This is a genomic window from Herbidospora sp. RD11066 (assembly GCF_054661255.1).
This window is the reverse complement of the sequence record NZ_BAAGDO010000002.1, coordinates 599,719-620,992: the sequence shown is the minus strand read 5'-3', so window position 1 is coordinate 620,992 and position 21,274 is coordinate 599,719. Positions and strand designations below refer to the sequence as shown.

At 74.0% G+C, this 21,274-nt stretch carries 1 protein-coding gene; it reads left to right on the top strand.

Annotated elements, in window-relative coordinates:
* Window positions 1–30 precede the first annotated feature (30 nt).
* Window positions 31–21,270, top strand: a complete 21,240-nt coding sequence (locus ACYQ78_RS09215) for an SDR family NAD(P)-dependent oxidoreductase (protein ID WP_459800316.1) — start codon at window positions 31–33, stop codon at window positions 21,268–21,270.
* The last annotated feature ends 4 nt before the right edge of the window (window positions 21,271–21,274 follow it).

Genomic DNA, 21,274 nt, shown 5'->3' with positions numbered 1-21,274 from the left:
GGCCCCTTCGGCACGGACTGTGGAGCACACATGAGCGAGTACGATCCCCTGGCCGTCGTCGGCATGAGCTGCCGTTACCCCGGCGGCGTCCGTTCGCCGGAGGACCTGTGGCAGGTCGCCGTCACCGGGCGCGAGGTCCTCTCGCCGTTCCCCCGCGACCGGGGCTGGGACCTACCGTCCCTGCGCCACGACCGGGGCGGCTTCCTCGACGACGTCGCGGGCTTCGACCCGGGCTTCTTCGGCATCGGCCCGCGCGAGGCCCAGGCGATGGACCCGCAGCAGCGGGTGCTCCTGGAGGTCGCCTGGGAGGCCGTCGAACGGTCGGGTCTCGACCCGCTGACCCTGCGGGGGAGCAGGACCGGGGTCTTCGTCGGGGGCGAGCCGCGCGAATACGGCCCGCGCCTGTCCGAGGCGCCGGAGGGCGTCGAGGGCCACCTGTTCACCGGCACCGCGACCAGCGTGCTGTCCGGGCGCGTCGCCTACTCGCTCGGGCTGCGCGGTCCCGCCCTCACCGTCGACACCTCCGCCTCCGGGTCGCTCGTCGCGCTGCACCTGGCCGCCCAGTCGCTCCGCAACGGCGAGTGCTCCCTGGCGCTGGCCGGTGGGGTGTCCGTGATGTCCACCCCGGCGAACTTCATCGCGCTCGGCGCCCTGGGCGTGCTGGCCCCCGATGGCCGCTGCAAACCTTTCTCCGCCGACGCCGACGGCACCGTCTGGTCGGAGGGTGTCGGCGTCGTCGTCCTGGAACGCCTCTCCGACGCCCTGCGCAACGGCCATCGCGTGCTCGCCCTCGTGCGCGGCACCGCGATCAACTCCGACGGCGCCGGTGACGGACTCACCGCGCCGAACGCCGAGGCCCAGGCCGCCGTCATCGCCCAGGCCCTCACCGCCGCCGGGCTGACCGCCATCGACGTCGACGCCGTCGAGGCCCACGGCACCGGCACCCCGCTCGGCGACCGCACCGAGGCCCGCGCGCTCGCCGCCGCCTACGGGCTCGGGCGGGAGCATCCGCTGTTCGTCGGTTCGCTGAAGTCGAACATCGGCCACACCCAGGCGGCGGCCGGAGTGGCCGGGTTCATCAAGACGGTGATGGCCCTGCGGCACGGCGTGCTCCCGGCCTCCCTCAACGTCGGCGCCCCCCTCGCGCACCTCTCCTCTGAGCTGCGGCTGCTCACCGAGACCCGTCCCTGGCCCGAGACCGGCCGGGTCCGCCGGGCCGGGGTCTCGTCGTTCGGGATCAGCGGCACCAACGCCCACGCCGTCCTTGAACAGGCTCCTGTTCCCGTACGACCTGACATCGCCGTCCCCACCGAGGGCCCCGTGGCGTGGCCGGTCTCGGCGCGTTCCGCCACCGCCCTCCGCGCGCAGGCCGCGCGCCTGGCCGAATCGGGCGTGCCCGCGTCCGTCGATCCGGCCCACGTCGCCTGGTCACTGGCCACCACCCGGACCGCTTTCGACCATCGCGCGGTGGTGGTCGGCACCGGGTCGGAAGAGCTCACAGCGGGCCTGGACGCCCTCGCCGCCGGCCACCCGTCGGCCTCGGTCGTCGTGGGAGAGGTCACGCGGCCGGGCCGGGTGGCGTTCGTCTTCCCCGGCCAGGGCTCGCAGTGGCTCGGCATGGGCCGCGAGCTGGCCGAAACGTCACCCGTCTTCGCCGCCCGGCTGGCCGAGTGCGAGCGGGCACTGGCTCCCCACGTCGACTGGACGCTGTCCGACGTCCTGGCCGACGCTTCCCCGCTCGACCGCGACGACGTGGTGCAGCCGGTGTTGTGGGCGGTCATGGTCTCCCTGGCCGCCGTCTGGCAGGCGGCCGGCGTGGTGCCGGACACGGTGGTCGGCCACAGCCAGGGCGAACTCGCGGCGGCGTGCGTGGCCGGTGTCCTGTCACTTGAGGACGCGGCCAAGGCGACCGCCGTGCGCAGCCGCGCCGTCCGAGCGCTGGCGGGACGCGGCGGCATGCTGTCGATCGCCGAACCGGCCTCGGCGGTCGACGCCCGCCTGACGCCCTATGGGGACCAGGTCACGGTCGGCGTCGTGAACAGCCCCGACGCGACCGTGGTCACCGGCGACCCGGCGGCCCTGGAGCTGATCGCCGCCGAGTGCGCGCGCGACGGCGTCCGGACCAAGGCGGTCCCCGTCGACTACGCCTCCCACAGCCCGCAGGTCGACGACCTCCGCGACGACCTCCTCACCGCCCTCGCCGACCTCACCCCCGCCGCGGGCCCGATCGCGATGTTCTCCTCGGTCACCGCCGATCTCCTGGACGGCACCACGGCCGGCGCCGCCTACTGGTACGAGAACCTCCGCCGCCCGGTGCGCTTCGCCGAGGCCGTCGAGACCCTCGGCCGCACCGGCCACGACGTCTTCATCGAGATCTCCCCGCACCCGGTGCTGACCGGGGCGATCAACACCACGTTGGACCATGCCCGCCGCCGAGCCGAGACGGGCGCTGTCGGCCCGTCGTCCGGGGCCGTGCCCGGTTCCGTGGGTGATCCGCTGCGTCCGGCGCCGGTCGTCATCGGGACACTGCGCCGGGACGCCGGTGGTCAGGATCGGGTGCTCGCCTCGCTGGCCGAGGCGTATGTCCGGGGTGTCCCGGTCGACTGGTCGGCGGTGCTGCCGGTGGCCCGCACGGTGGACCTGCCCACCTACGCCTTCGAGCACCGGCGCTTCTGGCTCGACGCCGGTCTCGCCCCTCACGCCGCCGCCGTGGCACCGCTCGACGAGGGACCAGCCGCCACCGGGCTGCGAGAGCGGATCGCCGGGCTTCCGGCCGCCGAACAGACCCAGGTCGTGCTCGACCTGATCCGCGCGCACGCCGCCGCCGTGCTCGGGCAGCCCACGCCCGAGGCGGTGCACCCCACCCGCACGTTCAAGGACGCCGGATTCGACTCGGCGGCGGGGGTGGAGCTGCGCACCCGGCTCACCGTCGCCACCGGGCTGGCGCTGCCGACCACGCTGACCTTCGACCATCCCACCCCGGCCGCCCTGACCGCGTTCGTCCGGGCCACACTGCTCGGCGCCGCCGAGGCACCGGTCGTCTCCGCCGCCGGTTCCCACGATGGCGAGCCGATCGCGATCGTGGCCATGAGCTGCCGGTTCCCCGGGGGCGTCCACGACCCGGAGAGTCTGTGGGAGCTGCTCGAAGCGGGCGGCGACGCGATCGGCGACGCCCCCGCCGATCGGGGCTGGGACCTCGACGACCCCGAGTTCCGCCGGGCGCGACGCGGCGGCTACCTGTCCGACGCCGCGGGATTCGACCCCGCCTTCTTCGGGATCAGCCCGCGTGAGGCGCTGGCGATGGACCCGCAGCAGCGGCTCCTGCTGGAGGTCTCCTGGGAGGCCCTGGAGCGCGCCGGTGCCGACATCCCCGGACTGCGCGGCTCGGCCACGGGCGTCTTCGTCGGCGCCGCCTCCTCCGGTTACGGCGACGGCGGCCCGGTGGAGCTGGAAGGACACCTGCGCACCGGCGGCGCCACGAGCGTGCTGTCCGGCCGGGTCTCCTACACTTTCGGCTTCGAGGGACCGGCGGTCACCGTCGACACGGCGTGCTCGTCGTCCCTGGTGGCGCTGCACCTGGCGGTCCAGGCGCTCCGGTCGGGGGAGTGCGGGCTGGCGCTCGCGGGCGGCGTGACCGTGCACGCCACCCCGTCGTGGCTGACCTGGTTCACCCGGCAGGACGGCCTCTCCTCGGACGGCCGCTGCAAGGCCTTCTCGGCCGACGCCGACGGCATGGGCATGGCCGAGGGCGCGGGCGTCATCCTGCTCGAACGCCTGTCCGACGCCCGCAGGAACGGCCACCCCGTGCTGGCCGTCGTGGCCGGGAGTGCCGTCAACCAAGACGGCGCCTCCAACGGCCTGACCGCGCCCAACGGCCCGGCCCAGCAGCGGGTCATCCGGGCGGCTCTGACCGGCGCCCGGCTCGGACCCGACGACGTCGACGCGGTCGAGGCCCACGGCACCGGGACGATGCTCGGCGACCCCATCGAGGCCCAGGCCCTGCTCGCCACCTACGGCCGGAACCGCGACCCCGAAAGCCCCCTGCTGCTCGGCACGGTGAAGTCGAACATCGGCCACACCCAGTGGGCGGCCGGAGCGGCCGGGATCATCAAGATGGTCCTCGCCCTGCGCCACGCCCGCCTGCCCCGCACCCTCCACGCCGACACACCGTCCCCCCACGTGGACTGGTCCCCGGGCACCGTACGCCTCCTGACCGAACCGACCACCTGGCCCGACCGCAACCGCCCCCGCCGGGCCGGAGTGTCGGCTTTCGGCATCAGCGGCACGAACGCCCACATCATCCTGGAACAGGCCCCCGAAGGCGCCGTGCCAGACGGCACCACGCCGAGCGGCCTCGTTTCCGACGGTGATGTGCCGAGTGACGGCGTCGCTGACGGTGCCGTGCCCAACAGTGCCGTGCCCAACAGTGCCGTGCCCAACAGTGCCGTCCCTGACGGCGCCCCTTCCGATAGTGATGTGCCGTGTGGCGTCGTCCCCGATGGTGCGGTGCCCCACGGTGCCGTTTCCGGCGGGGTTTCGGAGCGGCGGCCGCCGTTGGTGCCGTGGATTCTGGCGGCGCGTGACGCGGCCGGGATCGGGGACCAGGCGCGGAGGCTGCGGGAGTATCTGCTGGCCAGGCCGCAGCTGGATCCCGTCGACGTGGGCTGGACGCTGGCGACGGCCCGGACCGGGCTGACCGAGCGGGCCGTCGTAGTGGGCGCAGACCGGGACGAACTCCTCGCGGGTCTGGCCGTCACGACGACGGCGAGCATCGCCTCGGCAGGCAAGGTCGGCTTCGTTTTCACCGGCCAGGGCGCGCAGCGGATCGGGATGGGCCGGGGTCTCTATGAGGCGTATCCGGTGTTCGCGGAGGCGTTCGACGCGGTCTGCGCAGGCTTTGACCAGCCGGTGCGTGAGGTCGTCCACGGCACTGACCCGGACGTTCTGAATCAGACGATGTGGGCGCAGGCCGGGCTGTTCGCCATCGAGGTCGCGCTGTTCCGTCTCCTGGAATCGTGGGGCGTGACCCCGTCGATGGTCGCCGGTCACTCGATCGGTGAACTGGCCGCCGCCCATGTCGCCGGGGTCTGGTCACTCGAAGACGCCTGCACGGTGGTGGCGGCCCGGGGTCGCCTGATGCAGGCGCTTCCCACCGGCGGCGCGATGCTCTCGATCCGGGCCGGCGAAGACGCGGTCCGCGCAGCGCTGACCGAGGGCCTGGACATCGCGGCGGTCAACGGCCCCGATGCCGTGGTGGTCTCGGGACCCGCCGAAGCAGTGGAGCGCATCAGGGCCAGGTTCGAGAACTCGCGGCTTCTGCGGGTGTCGCATGCCTTCCACTCGTCCTTGATGGACCCGATGCTGGCCGAATACGCCCAGGTCACCGCCTCGGTCTCCTACGCACCACCCCGCATCCCGCTGGTATCGACGGTGACGGGCTCACCCGTCGAGGCGACCGACCCCGACTACTGGGTCCGCCAGGTCCGCGAACCGGTCAGGTTCGCCGACGCCGTCACCACGATGCGCGAGAACGGCGTGCGCACCTTCGTCGAGATCGGCCCCGACGCGGTCCTCACCGCGCTGGGCGGCGATGACACGTGGATCCCGGTGCTGCGCCGGGACCACGACGAGGTGCGCACCCTCGTGTCGGCGGTGTCCGGGCTCGACGTCGACTGGTCGCGCTTCTTCGCGGGCACCGCGCCCAAGCGGGTGGACCTGCCCACCTACGCCTTCTCCCGGCAGCGCTACTGGCTGACCCCTCCGGCCACCGGCCTGACGGCGTCGGGGCATCCGCTGCTCGGCACCGTGGTCGAGCTGCCCGCGAGCGGTGGCCTGGTGCTCACCGGGAGGTTGTCCGTAGCCGCCCAGCCGTGGCTGGCCGACCACGTCGTGGCCGATCGCGTCGTCGTTCCGGGAGCCGCTCTGGTCGAGATGGTGATCCGGGCCGGGGACGAGACCGGCTGCGAACGCCTGGCCGAAATGATCATCCAGGCGCCGATGGAACTGCCCGTCACCCGGGGCCTCCAGGTCCGGATCACGGTCGGCGACCCCGACGAGCACGGCGCCAGGGACCTGGCCGTCCACTCCCGCCGAGACGACGGCACCGGCCCCTGGACCACCCACGCCACCGGCGTCCTGGCCCCAGCGAACGCACCCGCACGGGAAGACGCCGCCCTGCTGCCCTGGCCGCCCCCCGGCGCGGTCGCCGAGGATCTCGCCGATCTCTACCCGGCGCTGGCCCGCACCGGCCTGCCCTACGGCCCCGCCTTCCAGGGGGTCCGCCGGGCCTGGCGGCGCGGCGAGGAGCTCTTCGTCGAGGTCGGGCTCGACGAGGGCGCCGACGTCACGGGGTTCGGTCTCCACCCCGCCCTGCTCGACGCCGCCCTGCACCTGACCGCCGCGGACGCCCAGGAAGGGCCGCTGCTGCCGTTCGCCTGGACGGACGCCGTCGTCCACGCCACCGGCGCGACCACCGCCCGCGCCGCGATCGCGCCCTCCGCCACCGGCGAAGGCGTGTCCCTGACCCTGGCCGACGAGAGCGGTGGCCTGATCGCCACCGTCGCGTCCCTGGTCCTGCGCCCCCTCCCGGATTCCGGCACGAAGCAGGACCTGTACGAACTGGACTGGGTCCCCATCACCGGCACCGGCTCCGTGGACATGGGCCACCGGGTCACGCTGGGCGCCGAATACGCCGACGTGGCGGAGCTGGTGGCCGCGATCGACGCGGGCGCGCCCGTCCCCGGCACCGTGGTGTTCCGCCCTGGCGCCCTGCCTCATGACGACGTGGCCGCCCGCACACGTGAGACGGCTCTGGACGCCCTGCGGGTGGTGCGCGAGTTCCTCCTCGCCGAGGAACTCGCCGAGGCCCGGTTGACGGTGCTGACCGAGAGAGCCGTGGACGCAGGTGACGTCGAGGTCGACGTCACCGCCGCCGGGGTGTGGGGCCTGGTCCGGGTCGCCCAGTCGGAGCACCCGGGCCGCATCGTCCTCGCCGATCTCGACGACCCGGAAGCACTGGTCACCGCCGTGTCGGCGGGCGAGCCTCAGGTCGCCGTGCGCGGGAACGCGCTCCTGGTGCCGCGCCTGACCCGCGTCCACACCGGACTGGCCGTCCCGGCGGGTGGCTGGCGGCTGGAGTGCGCCCGGCGCGGCACGTTCGACGACCTCGTTCTCCAACCCACCGGTGACCGGCCGCTGGCGTCGGGCGAGGTCAGGGTGGGTCTGCGTGCCGCCGGAGTGAACTTCCGCGACGTGCTCAATGTCCTCGGCATGTACCCCGGCGACCCCGGACCGCTCGGCCTGGAAGGTGCGGGCGTCGTCCTGGAGACCGGGCCCGATGTCACCGGCCTGCGGCCCGGTGATCTCGTGATGGGCCTGTTCACCGGCGCCTTCAGCCCGGAAGTGGTCACCGACGCGCGACTGCTGGCGCCGGTCCCGGCCGGGTGGACGCTCGCCGAGGCGGCGGCCACGCCGGTCGTCTTCCTCACCGCCTGGCACGCTCTCGCCGGTCTGGCCGGGCTGCGTACCGGTGAATCCGTCCTGATCCACGCCGCCGCGGGTGGTGTCGGGTCCGCCGCCGTGCAGATCGCCCGGCATCTGGGCGCCGAGGTGTTCGGCACCGCCAGCCCCTCCAAGTGGTCGGCGCTCGGCCTGCCGGAGACCCATGTCGCCTCGTCGCGCACCCTCGACTTCGCATCGGCCTTCCCAAGAGTGGACGTCGTCCTCGACTCCCTCGCCGGAGAGTTCGTCGACGCTTCGCTTCGGCTGGCGGCAGGCCCGCGAGGCCGCTTCATCGAGATCGGCAAGGCCGACATCCGGGACCCCGAGCAGGTCGCCCGCGACCACGACGGTCTCGCCTACCAGGCCTTCGACCTGCTGGAACTCGACCCCGACGAGATCGCGCGGATGTTCGCCATACTGTCCGGCCTGTTCGCCGAAGGTGTGCTCACACCGCCGCCGGTCGCCTGCTGGGACGTGCGCCGAGCCCCCGACGCGTTCCGCCACCTGAGCCAGGCCCGCAACGTCGGCAAGGTCGTCCTCACGATGCCCGCCCCCGCGCGGTCGCACGGCACCACGCTGGTGACCGGTGTCTCCGGCGCCCTGGGCGGCCTGGTCGCCCGCCACCTCACGCCCGGCGATCTGCTGCTGCTTTCCCGGCGCGGCCCGGACGCCCCGGGAACCGCAGCCCTGGCCGCCGATCTGGCCACCCTCGGTTCGAACGTGCGGCTGGTCGCGGCCGACGTGAGCGACCACGACCAGCTCGCCGCTGTTCTCGATGGCGTTCCTGACCTGCGCGGAGTCGTCCACGCCGCCGGAATCCTCGACGACGGCGTCATTCACGAGCTGACCCCCGACCGGGCCGACGCCGTCATGCGGCCCAAGGTCGACGGCGCGTGGAACCTGCACCTGCTCACGCGGCACCTCGACCTCGACCGGTTCGTGCTCTTCTCGTCCGTCGCGGGCCTCTGGGGCAACCCCGGCCAGGCCGGATACGCCGCCGCCAACACCTTCCTCGACGCCCTCGCCGCGCACCGCCGCCGCGCCGGGCTCCCGGCGACCGCCCTGGCGTGGGGCCCCTGGCAGACCGGCGGAATGGCCGGAAACCTGACCGAGACCGACTGGCTCCGCATGGCCCGCCAGGGCCTCGCCCCGCTCACGGAAGCCGACGGCCTCGGTCTCCTGGACGCCGCCGCGACCCTCGGCCAGGCCACGCTCGTCACCGCCAAGCTGGACCTGCGTTCCGGCCCGGCGCTTCCCTCGATCCTCTCGGGACTGACGGCCCCGGTACGCACCCGTCGCACCGCCGGCCCCGCGCAGACCCAAGGAGGGTTCGCCGACCGGCTGGCAGCGCTCCCGGAGGCCGACCGCGCCGAAGCCGTCCACGACCTGGTCAGGACGCAGGCCGCGCTGGTCCTCGGCATGTCCGGGCCCGAAGCGGTGGAGGCGACCCGATCGTTCAAGGACCTCGGTCTCGACTCGCTGACCTCGGTCGAACTGCGCAACCGCCTCAACGCGGTCACCGCTCTGCGACTGCCCGCCGGTGTCGTCTTCGACCATCCGACCCCGGCCCTGCTGGCCGCCTTCCTCGGTACGACCCTGCTCGGCGCGACCCCCGCCGCCACCGCGACGACCACGACCAAGGCCGCGGACGACGACCCGATCGTGATCGTCGGGATCGGGTGCCGGTTCCCGGGCGGGATCGGGTCGGCCGACGAGTTCTGGGACCTGGTCTCCACCGGTACGGACGCGCTGTCGCCCTTCCCCGAGGACCGCGGGCCTTCGTGGGAGGGCGTCTTCGAGGCGGAGCCGTACACGAGAGCGGGTGCCTTTCTGCACGACGCGGGCGACTTCGACGCGCCGTTCTTCGGCATCTCGCCGCGTGAGGCGCTGGCGATGGATCCCCAGCAGCGGTTGCTGCTGGAGACGTCGTGGGAGGCGCTGGAGGACGCCGGCATCGACCCGGGTTCGCTCAAGGGCAGCGCGACCGGCGTGTTCGCGGGGCTGATCTACCACGACTACGGCTCCGGCGCGGCGCTGCCCGAGGAGGTCCACGGGTACGTCAGCACCGGCATCTCCGGCGGTGTCGCCTCGGGCCGGGTGGCCTACGCCCTCGGGCTGGAAGGGCCCGCGATGACGGTGGACACGGCGTGTTCGTCGTCGCTGGTGGCCCTGCACCTGGCCGTTCAGGCGCTGCGTTCGGGGGAGTGCGATCTCGCGCTGGCCGGGGGCGTCACCGTGATGGCGACGCCCGGCACGTTCCTGGAGTTCGCCCGCCAGCGCGGCCTGGCCGCCGACGGCCGCTGCAAGGCCTACGCGGGATCGGCCGACGGCACCGGCTGGGGCGAGGGCGTCGGCGTCCTGGTCGTCGAACGGCTGACCGCCGCCCGCCGCCACGGCCACCGCGTGCTCGCCGTCGTGGCCGGAACGGCCGTCAACCAGGACGGCGCCTCCAACGGCCTGACCGCCCCCAACGGACCGTCGCAGCAGCGCGTCATCCGCGCCGCCCTGTCCAGCGCGGCCCTGACGGCGGGGGAGGTGGACGTGATCGAGGGCCACGGCACCGGCACCCGCCTGGGCGACCCGATCGAGGCCGAAGCGCTGATCGCGACGTACGGCCAGAACCGGGAGTTCCCCGCGCTGCTCGGTTCGGTGAAGTCGAACATCGGCCACACCCAGGCTGCCGCCGGGGTGGCGGGTGTCATCAAGATGGTCCAGGCGATGGCGCACGGCGTCGTCCCGGCCACCCTGCACGTCGACGAGCCGTCCGGACACGTGGACTGGGACGCCGGCGCGGTCCGCCTGGTGACCGAGCCGACACCGTGGCCGGTGACCGGCCGCCCGCGCCGGGCCGCGGTCTCTTCCTTCGGTTTCTCCGGTACGAACGCGCATGTCGTCCTGGAGCAGGCCCCGGCCGAGGACCCGGTTCCCCCGGCCACCGCCCCTGTCCTCCTGTGGCCGATCTCCGCGAAGACCACCGAGGGCCTCGCCGCCCAGGCGGCCCGCCTCGGCAAGATGATGGCCTCGGATCCGGTCGACGTCGGCTGGTCGCTGGCGACGACCCGAGCGGCACTGCCCGAACGCGCGGTCGTGGTGGGCACAGACCGGGCGGAACTGCTTTCCGGGCTGGCCGCGCTGGCGGCCGGTGACCTGCCGCCGGGAGTGGTGACCGGCAGAGCGGGCTCACTGGGCAAGGTCGGGTTCGTGTTCACCGGTCAGGGCGCGCAGCGGATCGGCATGGGCAAGGGTCTCTACGACGCGTATCCGGTGTTCGCGGAGGCGTTCGACGCGGTCTGCGCGGGCCTGGACCTGCCGGTGAGTGACGTCGTGGACCCTGACGTTCTGAACCAGACGATGTGGGCGCAGGCCGGGTTGTTCGCCGTCGAAGTGGCGCTGTTCCGCCTGCTGGAGTCGTGGGGTGTCACCCCGTCGATGGTCGCCGGGCACTCGATCGGCGAACTCGCCGCCGCCCACGTCGCCGGAGTCTGGTCGCTTGCCGACGCCTGCACCGTGGTGGCCGCCCGAGGCCGCCTGATGCAGGCACTGCCCACCGGCGGCGCGATGCTCTCGATCCGGGCGAGCGAGGAGGAGGTCCTCGCCGCTCTGACCGAGGGCGTGGATATCGCGGCGGTCAACGGCTCCGATGCCGTGGTGGTCTCCGGACCCGCTGAGGCGGTGGAGGCCCTGCAAGAGCGGTTCGACAGGACGCGGCTCCTGAAGGTGTCGCATGCCTTCCACTCGTCCTTGATGGACCCGATGCTGGCCGAATACGCCAAGGTCACCGCATCGGTCTCCTACGCACCACCCCGCATCCCACTCGTGTCGACGGTGACCGGCCTGCCTGTCGAGGTGACCGACCCCGACTATTGGGTCCGCCAGGTGCGTGAGCCGGTCCGGTTCGCCGACGCCGTCACCACGATGCGCGAAAGCGGTGTGCGGACGTTCGTGGAGATCGGCCCCGACGCAGTGCTCACCGCGCTGGGCGGAGACGATGCGTGGATCCCGACCCTGCGCCGCGACCGCCACGACGCCGTCACCCTGGTCTCGGCGGTGGCTCAGCTGCACGCCCGTGGTGGGACCGTCGACTGGGACCGCTTCTACCCCGGCGCCCGGCGGGCCGACCTGCCCACCCACGCCTTCACCCGCCAGCGCTATTGGCTCGACGCGGCCGGGCTCGGCCAGGCCGGGGCCGCCCACCCGCTGCTCGGTGCGAGTATCGCCATGGCCGCGGGCGGCCTGACGCTGACCGGCAGGCTGTCGCCGACGTCCCAGCCGTGGCTGGCCGACCACGTTGTCGCCGGACGCGTCGTCGTCCCCGGCGCGGCCCTGGTCGAGATGGCCGTCCGAGCGGGCGACGAGACGGGCCAGCCCCGCCTCGCCGAACTCGTCATCGAGACGCCGCTCGTCCTGCCCGCCCGGATCCAGATCACCGTCGAAGCGGCCGACGAGACCGGGCGCAGCGCTCTCGCCGTCTACTCCCAGCCGGAGGAACAGGCCCGCTGGACCCGGCACGCCACCGGCGTCCTCGCCCCGTCGGAACCCTCGGCTTCGGACGTCGACCTGACCGCGTGGCCCCCGGCCGGAGCGGCCGAACAGGACCTTCGTGGCCTCTACCCGGCCCTCGCCGAGTCGGGTCTCGACTACGGTCCGGCGTTCCGCGCCGTCCGCAGGGCGTGGAAGCGTGGCGACGAGGTCTTCGCCGAGGTCGCCCTCGACGAGGGGACGGCGGTGGCCGGATACGGCGTCCACCCCGCGCTTCTGGACGCCTGCCTGCATCTGAAGGGCCTGCCCGACGGCGCGGAATCCGGCCCGCTGCTCCCGTTCGCCTGGACCGACGTCGTCGTCCACGCCACCCACGCCGACACGGTCAGGGTGCGGCTGGCCCCGGCCGAGGAGGGCGACGGCCTGTCGGTCACCGTGGCCGACCCGAGCGGCGCACCGGTCGTCTCGGTGCGCTCGCTGGTGCTGCGGGCGCTGCCCGCGACCGGGTTCGGCGACGACACGGCTTTCGACACGGAGTCGCTGTACGAGGTCGCCTGGATCCCCGCCGCCCCCGTCGAGGCCGTGCTGGCCGACGACGGAGAGCTCTCGCTCGACCTGCCCGGCGTGTCCGTGTTGCCCGTTCTGCACGCCCCGCCGGGCGCGGACACCCCGGACGCTGCGCGGGCGCTGGCCACGTCCACCCTCGGCAGGGTGCAGGAGTGGTTGGCCACGGAGTCGGCCCCGCTGCTGGTCGTCACCCGGCGGGCCGTCGACGCCGGGCCGGGCGTGGCGCCCGATCCCGCCCTGGCCACCGTGCACGGACTGCTCCGGGTGGCGATGGCGGAGAACCCGGGCCGTCTCCTCTTGGCCGACGTCGACGAGGTGACGAATGTCCGGGCGCTCCTGGCCGCCGGAGTGGCCACCGGGGAGCCGGAGTTCGCCGTCCGCCAGGGGGAGGTCCGGCTGCCCAGGCTCGGCCGACCCGCCGACGCCCTGCCGGTGCCCGCGGGCTCCGACGACTGGCGGCTCGACTTCACCGGGCAGGGCACGCTCGACAACCTGGTCCTGATCCCGGACGGCGGCGGGCGCGCGCCCCTCGAATCCGGTCAGGTGCGGGTGGCGCTGCGCGCGGCCGGGGTGAACTTCCGCGACGTGCTGAACGTCCTCGGCATGTATCCCGGTGACGCCGGGATCATGGGCCTCGAAGGCGCGGGGACGGTGCTGGAGACCGGGCCCGGCGTCACCGGCCTGAGCCAGGGCGACCACGTGATGGGCCTGTTCACCGGCGCCTTCGGCCCGGTGGCGGTCACCGACGCACGGCTGCTGGCCCCCGTGCCGGCGGGCTGGAGCCCGGCCGAGGCGGCCGCCGCCCCGGTGGTCTTCCTCACCGCCTACCACGCGCTGGTCGACCTGGCCGGGCTCGGCAGCGGTGAGAGCGTGCTGATCCACGCCGCCGCCGGTGGTGTGGGGATCGCGGCCGTGCAGCTCGCCCACTACCTGGGGGCCGAGGTGTTCGGCACCGCCAGCCCCTCGAAGTGGCCGGTGCTGCGGGAGCTCGGGCTGCCGGAGACGCACGTGGCGTCGTCCAGGACGCTCGACTTCGAAGACGCCTTCCGGGCCGGGACCGGCGGCGCCGGGGTCGACGTGGTGCTCGACTCCCTGGCCGGTCCTTTCGTGGACGCCTCCCTACGGCTGGCCGCCGGTCCCGGCGGGCGGTTCGTGGAGATGGGCAAGACCGACGTCCGGGACGCGGAGCAGGTCGCCAGAGACCACGACGGCCTGGAATATCAGGCGTTCGACCTGTTCGACACCCCGCCCGACCGGATCGCGGCCATGTTCGCGGTCCTGTCGGAGCTGTTCGCCCAAGGGGTCCTGAAGCCGCCGCCGGTGGCGTGCTGGGACGTGCGCCGGGCGCCGGAGGCGTTCCGGCACCTCAGCCAGGCGCGCAACGTCGGCAAGGTCGTCCTGACGATGCCTTCCCCCGACCGGGCCGGGACGGTGCTGGTCACCGGCGCGCCCGGGGCGCTCGGCACGCTGGTCGCCCGGCACCTCGCCGACCGTGGCGACGCGGGGTCGCTCGTGCTGCTGTCGCGGCGCGGCCCGCAGATGCCCGGCGCGGCCGCGCTGGCCGCCGACCTGGCCGGTCGGGGTGCGGCCGTGCGGATCACGGCCGGTGACGTCGCCGACCGCGACGGGCTGGCCGCCGTCGTCGCCGGGGCGCCGGATCTGTGCGGGGTCGTCCACGCGGCCGGGTTCCTGGACGACGGAGTGCTCGGCTCCCTGACCCCCGAGCGCGTGGACGCGGTCCTGCGCCCCAAGGTCGATGGCGCCTGGCACCTGCACGAACTGACCCGGGACCTCGACCTCGACCGGTTCGTCCTGTTCTCGTCCATCGCCGGAATCCAGGGCAATCCAGGCCAGGGCGGCTACGCGGCGGCCAACACCTTCCTCGACGCACTGGCCGCCCACCGCCGCGCCCACGGACTGCCCGCCGTCTCCCTCGCCTGGGGCCCCTGGCGCGACGGGATGACCGCCGCGCTCGGCCAGGCCGACTGGGACCGGCTCGCCCGCTCCGGCACCCTGCCGCTGACCCGTGAGGAGGGCCTCGCCCTCTTCGACGCCGCCGGTTCCGCCGGACGGTCCCTGCTGGTCGCCGCCCATCTCGACCCCACGGCGGCCGACGTCACCCCGCTGCTGTCGTCGATCGTCCGGCGCGCGTCCCGGCGCAAGGCGGGCGTGGCCGTCCCCACCGGGAACGCGCTGGCCGAACTGCTGGCCGCGATGCCGGAGACCGAGCGGGAGACGGCCCTGCTCGACCTGATCCTGGCTCAGGCCGCGCTGGTCCTGGGCCTGCCCGGGGCCGAGTCGGTGCACGCGGGCGACACGTTCAAGGACCTGGGCGTCGACTCGCTGACCGCGCTGGAACTGCGCAACCGCCTCAACACCGTCACCGGGCTGCGACTGCCGGCCACGCTCCTGTTCGACTATCCGGCCCCGGCCTCGCTCGCCGCGCACCTGCGGGCCGAACTCCTCGGCGACGCCGCCGTCGTGCCGGACCTCCCCGTCCGGGTCTCCTCGGCCGAGGACGACCTGGTCATCGTGGGCATCGGCTGCCGTTTCCCCGGCGGCGTCGCGTCCCCGGCGGAGTTCTGGCGGCTGCTCGCCGACGGGACCGACACGGTGTCCGCCTTCCCGCAGGACCGGGGCCCGCAGTGGGCGAACGTGGTCGACCGCGACCCGGACGCGAGCGGGCGGAGCTACGCCTCCGAAGGCGCCTTCCTTTACGGCGCGGGCGACTTCGACGCGCAGTTCTTCGGCATCTCGCCCCGTGAGGCGCTCGCGATGGACCCGCAGCAGCGCCTTCTCCTGGAGACGTCGTGGGAGGCCCTGGAGGACGCCGGCATCGACCCGGTATCGCTGCACGGCACCGAGACCGGCGTGTTCACCGGCCTGATCTACCACGACTACGGCCTCGGCGGCGGCACCTCCGGCGAGGTCGAGGGCTACGTCAGCACCGGCACCTCCGGCGGTGTCGCCTCGGGCCGCGTCGCCTACGCGCTCGGCCTGGAAGGTCCCGCCGTCACCATCGACACGGCGTGCTCGTCGTCCCTGGTGGCGATGCACCTGGCCGCGCAGGCGCTCCGGTCGGGGGAGTGCACGCTGGCCCTGGCCGGTGGCGTGACCGTGATGGCCACCCCCGGCACCTTCGTCGAGTTCTCCCGCCAGCGCGGCCTGGCCGCAGACGGCCGCTGCAAGGCCTACGCCGAGGCCGCCGACGGCACCGGCTGGGGCGAGGGCGTCGGCGTCCTCGTCCTGGAACGGCTGTCGGACGCCCGCCGCAACGGCCACCGCATCCTGGCCGTCCTGCGAGGCAGCGCGATGAACCAGGACGGCGCCTCCAACGGCCTGACCGCCCCCAACGGACCCTCTCAGCAGCGCGTCATCCGGGCGGCCCTGGCCAACGCGGGCCTGACGGCGGGCGACGTCGACGTGGTCGAAGGCCACGGCACCGGCACCCGCCTGGGCGACCCGATCGAGGCCCAGGCCCTGCTCGCCACCTACGGCCAGGACCGGGAACTCCCGGTACTGCTGGGTTCGGTGAAGTCGAACATCGGCCACACCCAGGCGGCGGCCGGCGTGGCGGGGGTCATCAAGATGGTCCAGGCCATGGCCCACGGCGTGGTCCCGGCGACGCTGCACGTCGACGCCCCCTCCTCCCACGTGGAGTGGGACTCGGGCGCGATCCGCCTCGTGACCGAGGCGACGGACTGGCCGGACACCGGCCGCCCGCGCCGCGCCGCCGTCTCGTCTTTCGGTTTCTCCGGTACGAACGCTCACGTCATCCTGGAACAGGCCCCGCCCGCACCTGACGACGGCCCCGGCGCCCTGCTGGTCCCGAACTCTTCCGCGACCGCCGATGGCCGCAGCGGGATGCCGGTCATTCCCTGGCTCGTCTCCTCCCGCAGCCGGTCCGGTCTCGCCGCCCAGGCGGCTCGCGTGGCCGAGTTCGCCTCAGCCCGGCCCGAGCTGGATCCGGCGGACATCGGGTGGTCCCTCGCGACGACCCGATCGGGGCTGTCCCACCGCGCCATTGTCGTCGGCGGCGACTCCGCCGAACTCCTGGCCGGCCTTACGGGCCTCGCCGGGTCGCTCGCTGACGAGACCACGCCGCTCCCGACGGGAGCCGTGGTCGGCATCGCAGGCGGCGTCGGCAAGGTCGGCTTCGTCTTCACCGGCCAGGGGGCGCAGCGGATCGGCATGGGCCGGGGCCTCCATCAGGCCTATCCCGTGTTCGCGGAGACCTTCGACGCGGTCTGCGCGGGGCTGGAGGAGCACCTCGACGGATCCGTCTCCCAAGTCGTCCACGGCACCGATCCCGACGTCATGAATCAGACGATGTGGGCCCAAGCGGGACTGTTCGCCATCGAGGTCGCGCTGTTCCGCCTGCTGGAGTCGTGGAAGGTGACCCCGGCCGTCGTCGCCGGGCACTCGATCGGCGAACTCGCCGCCGCCCACGTCGCCGGAGTGTGGTCGCTGGCCGACGCCTGTGCCGTGGTGGCGGCCCGAGGCCGGTTGATGCAGGCGCTGCCCTCAGGTGGCGCGATGCTCTCGATCCGCGCGAGCGAAGACGAGGTCCGCGCAGCGCTGACCGAAGGTGTGGACATCGCGGCGGTCAACGGCCCGGATGCGGTCGTGGTCTCCGGGCCCGCCGAGGCGGTGGCGGCCCTGCAAGAGCGGTTCGACAAGACACGGCTCCTGAAGGTCTCGCACGCGTTCCACTCGTCGCTGATGGACCCGATGCTGGCCGAATTCGCCGAGGTCACCCACTCGGTCTCGTACGAGGTCCCGCGCATCCCCCTCGTCTCCACCCTCACCGGGGCCGCGGTGACCGGAGAGGTCCTCGACCCCGACTACTGGGTCCGCCAGGTCCGCGAACCGGTCAGGTTCGCCGACGCCGTCACGACCCTGCGCCAGAGCGGCGTCAGGACGTTCGTCGAGATCGGCCCCGACGGCGTCCTGTCCGCGCTGAACCCCCGGCCCACCGACGACGAAGCCTGGATCCCCGCCCTGCGCCGCAAACGGGACGAAGCGGTCACCGTCGTCTCCGCCGTCGGCCGCGTCCACGTCAGAGGCGGGGTCGTCGACTGGACCCGGATCTACGAGGGCACCGGCGCCCGCCGGGTGGAGCTGCCCACCCACGCGTTCACCCGCCAGACCTACTGGCTCACCCCGGCCCCGGCCGACGCGACCGGACGGGGATTCGCCTCCTCCGACCACCCGCTGCTGGGTGCCGCCCTCGACCTGTCCACCGGCGGCGGCGTGGTCATGACCGGCAGGCTGTCGCTGAGCGCCCAGCCGTGGCTGGCCGACCACGTCGTGGCGGGCAGGGTCGTGGTGCCGGGCGCGGCGCTCGCCGAGATGGCGATCCGGGCCGGTGACGAGACGGGCCTGACCCTGCTCTCCGAACTGGTCCTTCAGACACCGCTGGAGCTCACCCGCGACGGCGCGGTCCTGATCCAGGTCACCGTGGCCGCCCCGGGCCCCGACGGCGACCGGGAGATCACCATCCACTCCCGCCGCGAGGACGACCCCGGCGCCTGGACCACCCACGCCGAAGGCGTCCTCACCTCCGGGACGAACCCGGCCGAGGAATTGACCGCCTGGCCGCCGCCGGACGCGACCGAGGAGGACGTGACCGGCCTCTACCCGGCCCTGGCCGAGTCGGGCCTGACCTACGGACCGCGCTTCCAGGGAGTCAGAAAAGCCTGGCGACGCGGCGAGGAGCTCTTCGCGGAGATCGCCCTGCCCGACGGCGTGAACGTCGCCGGATTCGGTCTGCACCCCGCCCTGCTCGACGCCGCCCTGCACCTGATGGGCCGGGAGAACCCGGCGCCGATGCTCCCGTTCGCCTGGAGCGACGTCGAGGTGCACTCGACCGGCGCGACCACCGCGAGGGTGCGGCTGGCACCCGAGGGCGAGGGCGTCTCGGTGACCCTGGCCGACGAGACCGGTGGCCTCATCGCCTCCGTCGGATCGCTGATCCTTCGCGCCCTCCCGGCGCAGGACGCCCAACTCGTCCAAGACGCGCTATTCGAACTGGACTGGGTCCCCGCCCGGGGAGTGGCCGACCGCCACCAGGACGCCGAAGCGCACACCGCGGTCGTGCTCTGCGGGTTCGAAGGCGGCTCGGTCCAGGAGGTGACCGAGCACGCCCTCGCGGAGGTGCGGTCGTGGCTGGCCGCCGACCACCCGGCCGGTGCACGGCTGGTGCTGGTCACCCGGCGGGCGGTGGACGCCGGAGTGGTGCCCGTCGACCTGGCGGGATCGGGCGTCTGGGGTCTCGGCCGGGTCGCCGCCGCCGAGAACCCCGGCCGGATCGTCCTGGTCGACCTCGAGTCGGAGACCGACCCGATGACCGCCCTGGGCGCGGCCCTCGCCGTGGACGAACCGCAGGTCGCCGTCCGAGCCGGTCAGGCGCTGGTGCCGCGGCTCGCCCGTGCGACCGCCGGCCTCACGACGACCGCCGAGGACTGGCGGCTCGACTGCACCGGCCGGGGCACCCTGGAGCACCTGACCCTGGTGCCCGCCGAGGTCCGGCCGCCGGGCCCGGGTGAGGTCAGGGTCGCCATCAGGGCGGCCGGGGTGAACTTCCGCGACGTGCTCAACGTGCTCGGGATGTATCCGGGCGACCCGGGCCCGATGGGCCTGGAGGGCGCCGGGATCGTCCTGGAAGTCGGCGCCGGAGTGACCGGCCTGCGACAGGGCGACCGCGTGATGGGCCTGTTCCCCGGCGCCTTCGGCCCGGAGGCGGTCACCGACGCCCGCCGCGTGGTCCCGGTCCCGGCCGGGTGGACGATGGCCGAGGCGGCCGCCGCCCCGGTGGTCTTCCTCACCGCCTGGTATGCGCTGGTGGTGCTGGCCGGGCTGCGCCGGGGCGAGTCGGTGCTGATCCACGCCGCCGCCGGAGGTGTCGGCATCGCGGCCGTGCAGCTCGCCCGCCACCTGGGCGCCGAGGTGTTCGGTACGGCGAGCCCGTCGAAGTGGCCGGTGCTCCGGGACCTCGGGCTGCCCGCCACGAACGTCGCGTCGTCGCGCACCCTCGACTTCGAAACGGCCTTTCCCTTGGTGGACGTCGTCCTCGACTCCCTCGCCGGGGAGTTCGTCGACGCGTCACTGCGGCTGGCCGCCGGTCCCGGCGGGCGGTTCGTGGAGATGGGCAAGACCGACGTCCGCGACCCGGAACAGGTCGCCCACGACCACGACGGCCTGAGCTACCAGGCGTTCGACCTGTTCGACTGCGAGCCGGACCTGATCGCGGACATGTTCGCGGCCCTGTCCGGCCTGTTCGCCCAAGGGGTGCTGAAGCCGCCGCCGGTGGCCTGCTGGGACGTGCGCCGGGCGCCGGAGGCGTTCCGCCACATCAGCCAGGCCCGCAACGTCGGCAAGGTCGTACTCACGATGCCGTCCGCGCGTCGGGGCGGCGCGGTGCTGGTCACCGGCGCGTCGGGCGCGCTGGGCGGCCTCATGGCCCGGCACCTGTCGGCTGACCTTCTGGTGCTGCTGTCTCGTCGTGGCCCGTCGGCTCCGGGCGCGGCCCGGCTGGCGGCCGAACTGGCCGGGTCGGGGGTCACGGTCCGGGCCGTCGCCGGTGACGCCGCCGATCGACCGGGGCTCGCCGCCGTGATCGGAGGCGTCGACGGGCTGCGAGGTGTCGTCCACGCCGCGGGTGTCCTGGAGGACGCCGTCATCGGCTCGCTGACCCCGTCGGCGCTCGCAACGGTCATGCGCCCGAAGGTCGACGGTGCCCGGAATCTGCACGAACTCACGGCCGGCCTGGATCTCGACCTGTTCGCGCTGTTCTCGTCCATCGCCGGAATCTGGGGCAACCCGGGCCAGGGCAACTACGCCGCCGCGAACACGGCCCTCGACGCCCTGGCCGCCCAGCGGCGGCGCGCCGGGCTGGCGGCCGTCTCGCTCGCGTGGGGACCGTGGGAACTCGACGCGGGCGGCATGGCCGGCACCCTTTCGGACGCCGACCGCCGCCGCCTCGCCCGGCAGGGGTTCGCCCCGCTGACCGCCGGCGACGGGCTCGCGCTCTTCGACGCCGCGAGGGGGTCGTCCAGAGCCCTGCTGGTCCCGGCCCGCCTCGACCGCACCGCCCTGCGCGCCCACGACGGCGAGGGACTGCCGCCGGTGGCCGCCGGGCTGATCGCGGCCCGGGTGTCCGGACCGGCGCGACGGGCGGCCGGTTCGCCCGACGCCGGGCAGAACGGCTTCGCCGCACGGCTGGCCGCCCTCGGGCCCGACGACCGGGAGAAGGCGGTCGCGGAGCTGGTGCTCACCCAGGCCGCCCTCGTGCTCGGGCTGCCCGGAGCCGAGGCCGTGGAGGCGGTCAGGTCGTTCCGCGAGCTCGGCGTCGACTCCCTGACGGGCGTCGAACTGCGCAACCGGCTCGGCACGGCGACCGGGCTGCGGCTCGGTGCGGCCGTCGTGTTCGACCATCCCACCCCCGGCGCGCTGGCCGCCCACATCAGCAGGCAACTGGGCGGATCCGCCGCCGAGGAGAACAGCGTCCTGGCCGCCTTCTCCGGGCTGGAGAAGGTCGAATCGGCGCTGGCCGGGATCCTGCAGGACGACGCCGCCAGGAGCCGGGTGACGGCGCGGGTCCAAGGCCTGCTCGCCGCGCTGCGCCCGGCGGACACCACCGAGGAGATCTCGGTCGCCGACCGCATCGACGCGGCGGGCGACGACGACATCTTCGACTTCATCGACAACGAGCTCGGCGTCTAGCGGG

Excerpts from the sequence above, each read along its gene's own strand:
- ACYQ78_RS09215 (WP_459800316.1), top strand. The coding sequence starts at position 31 with ATGAGCGAGTACGATCCCCTGGCCGTCGTCGGCATGAGCTGCCGTTAC.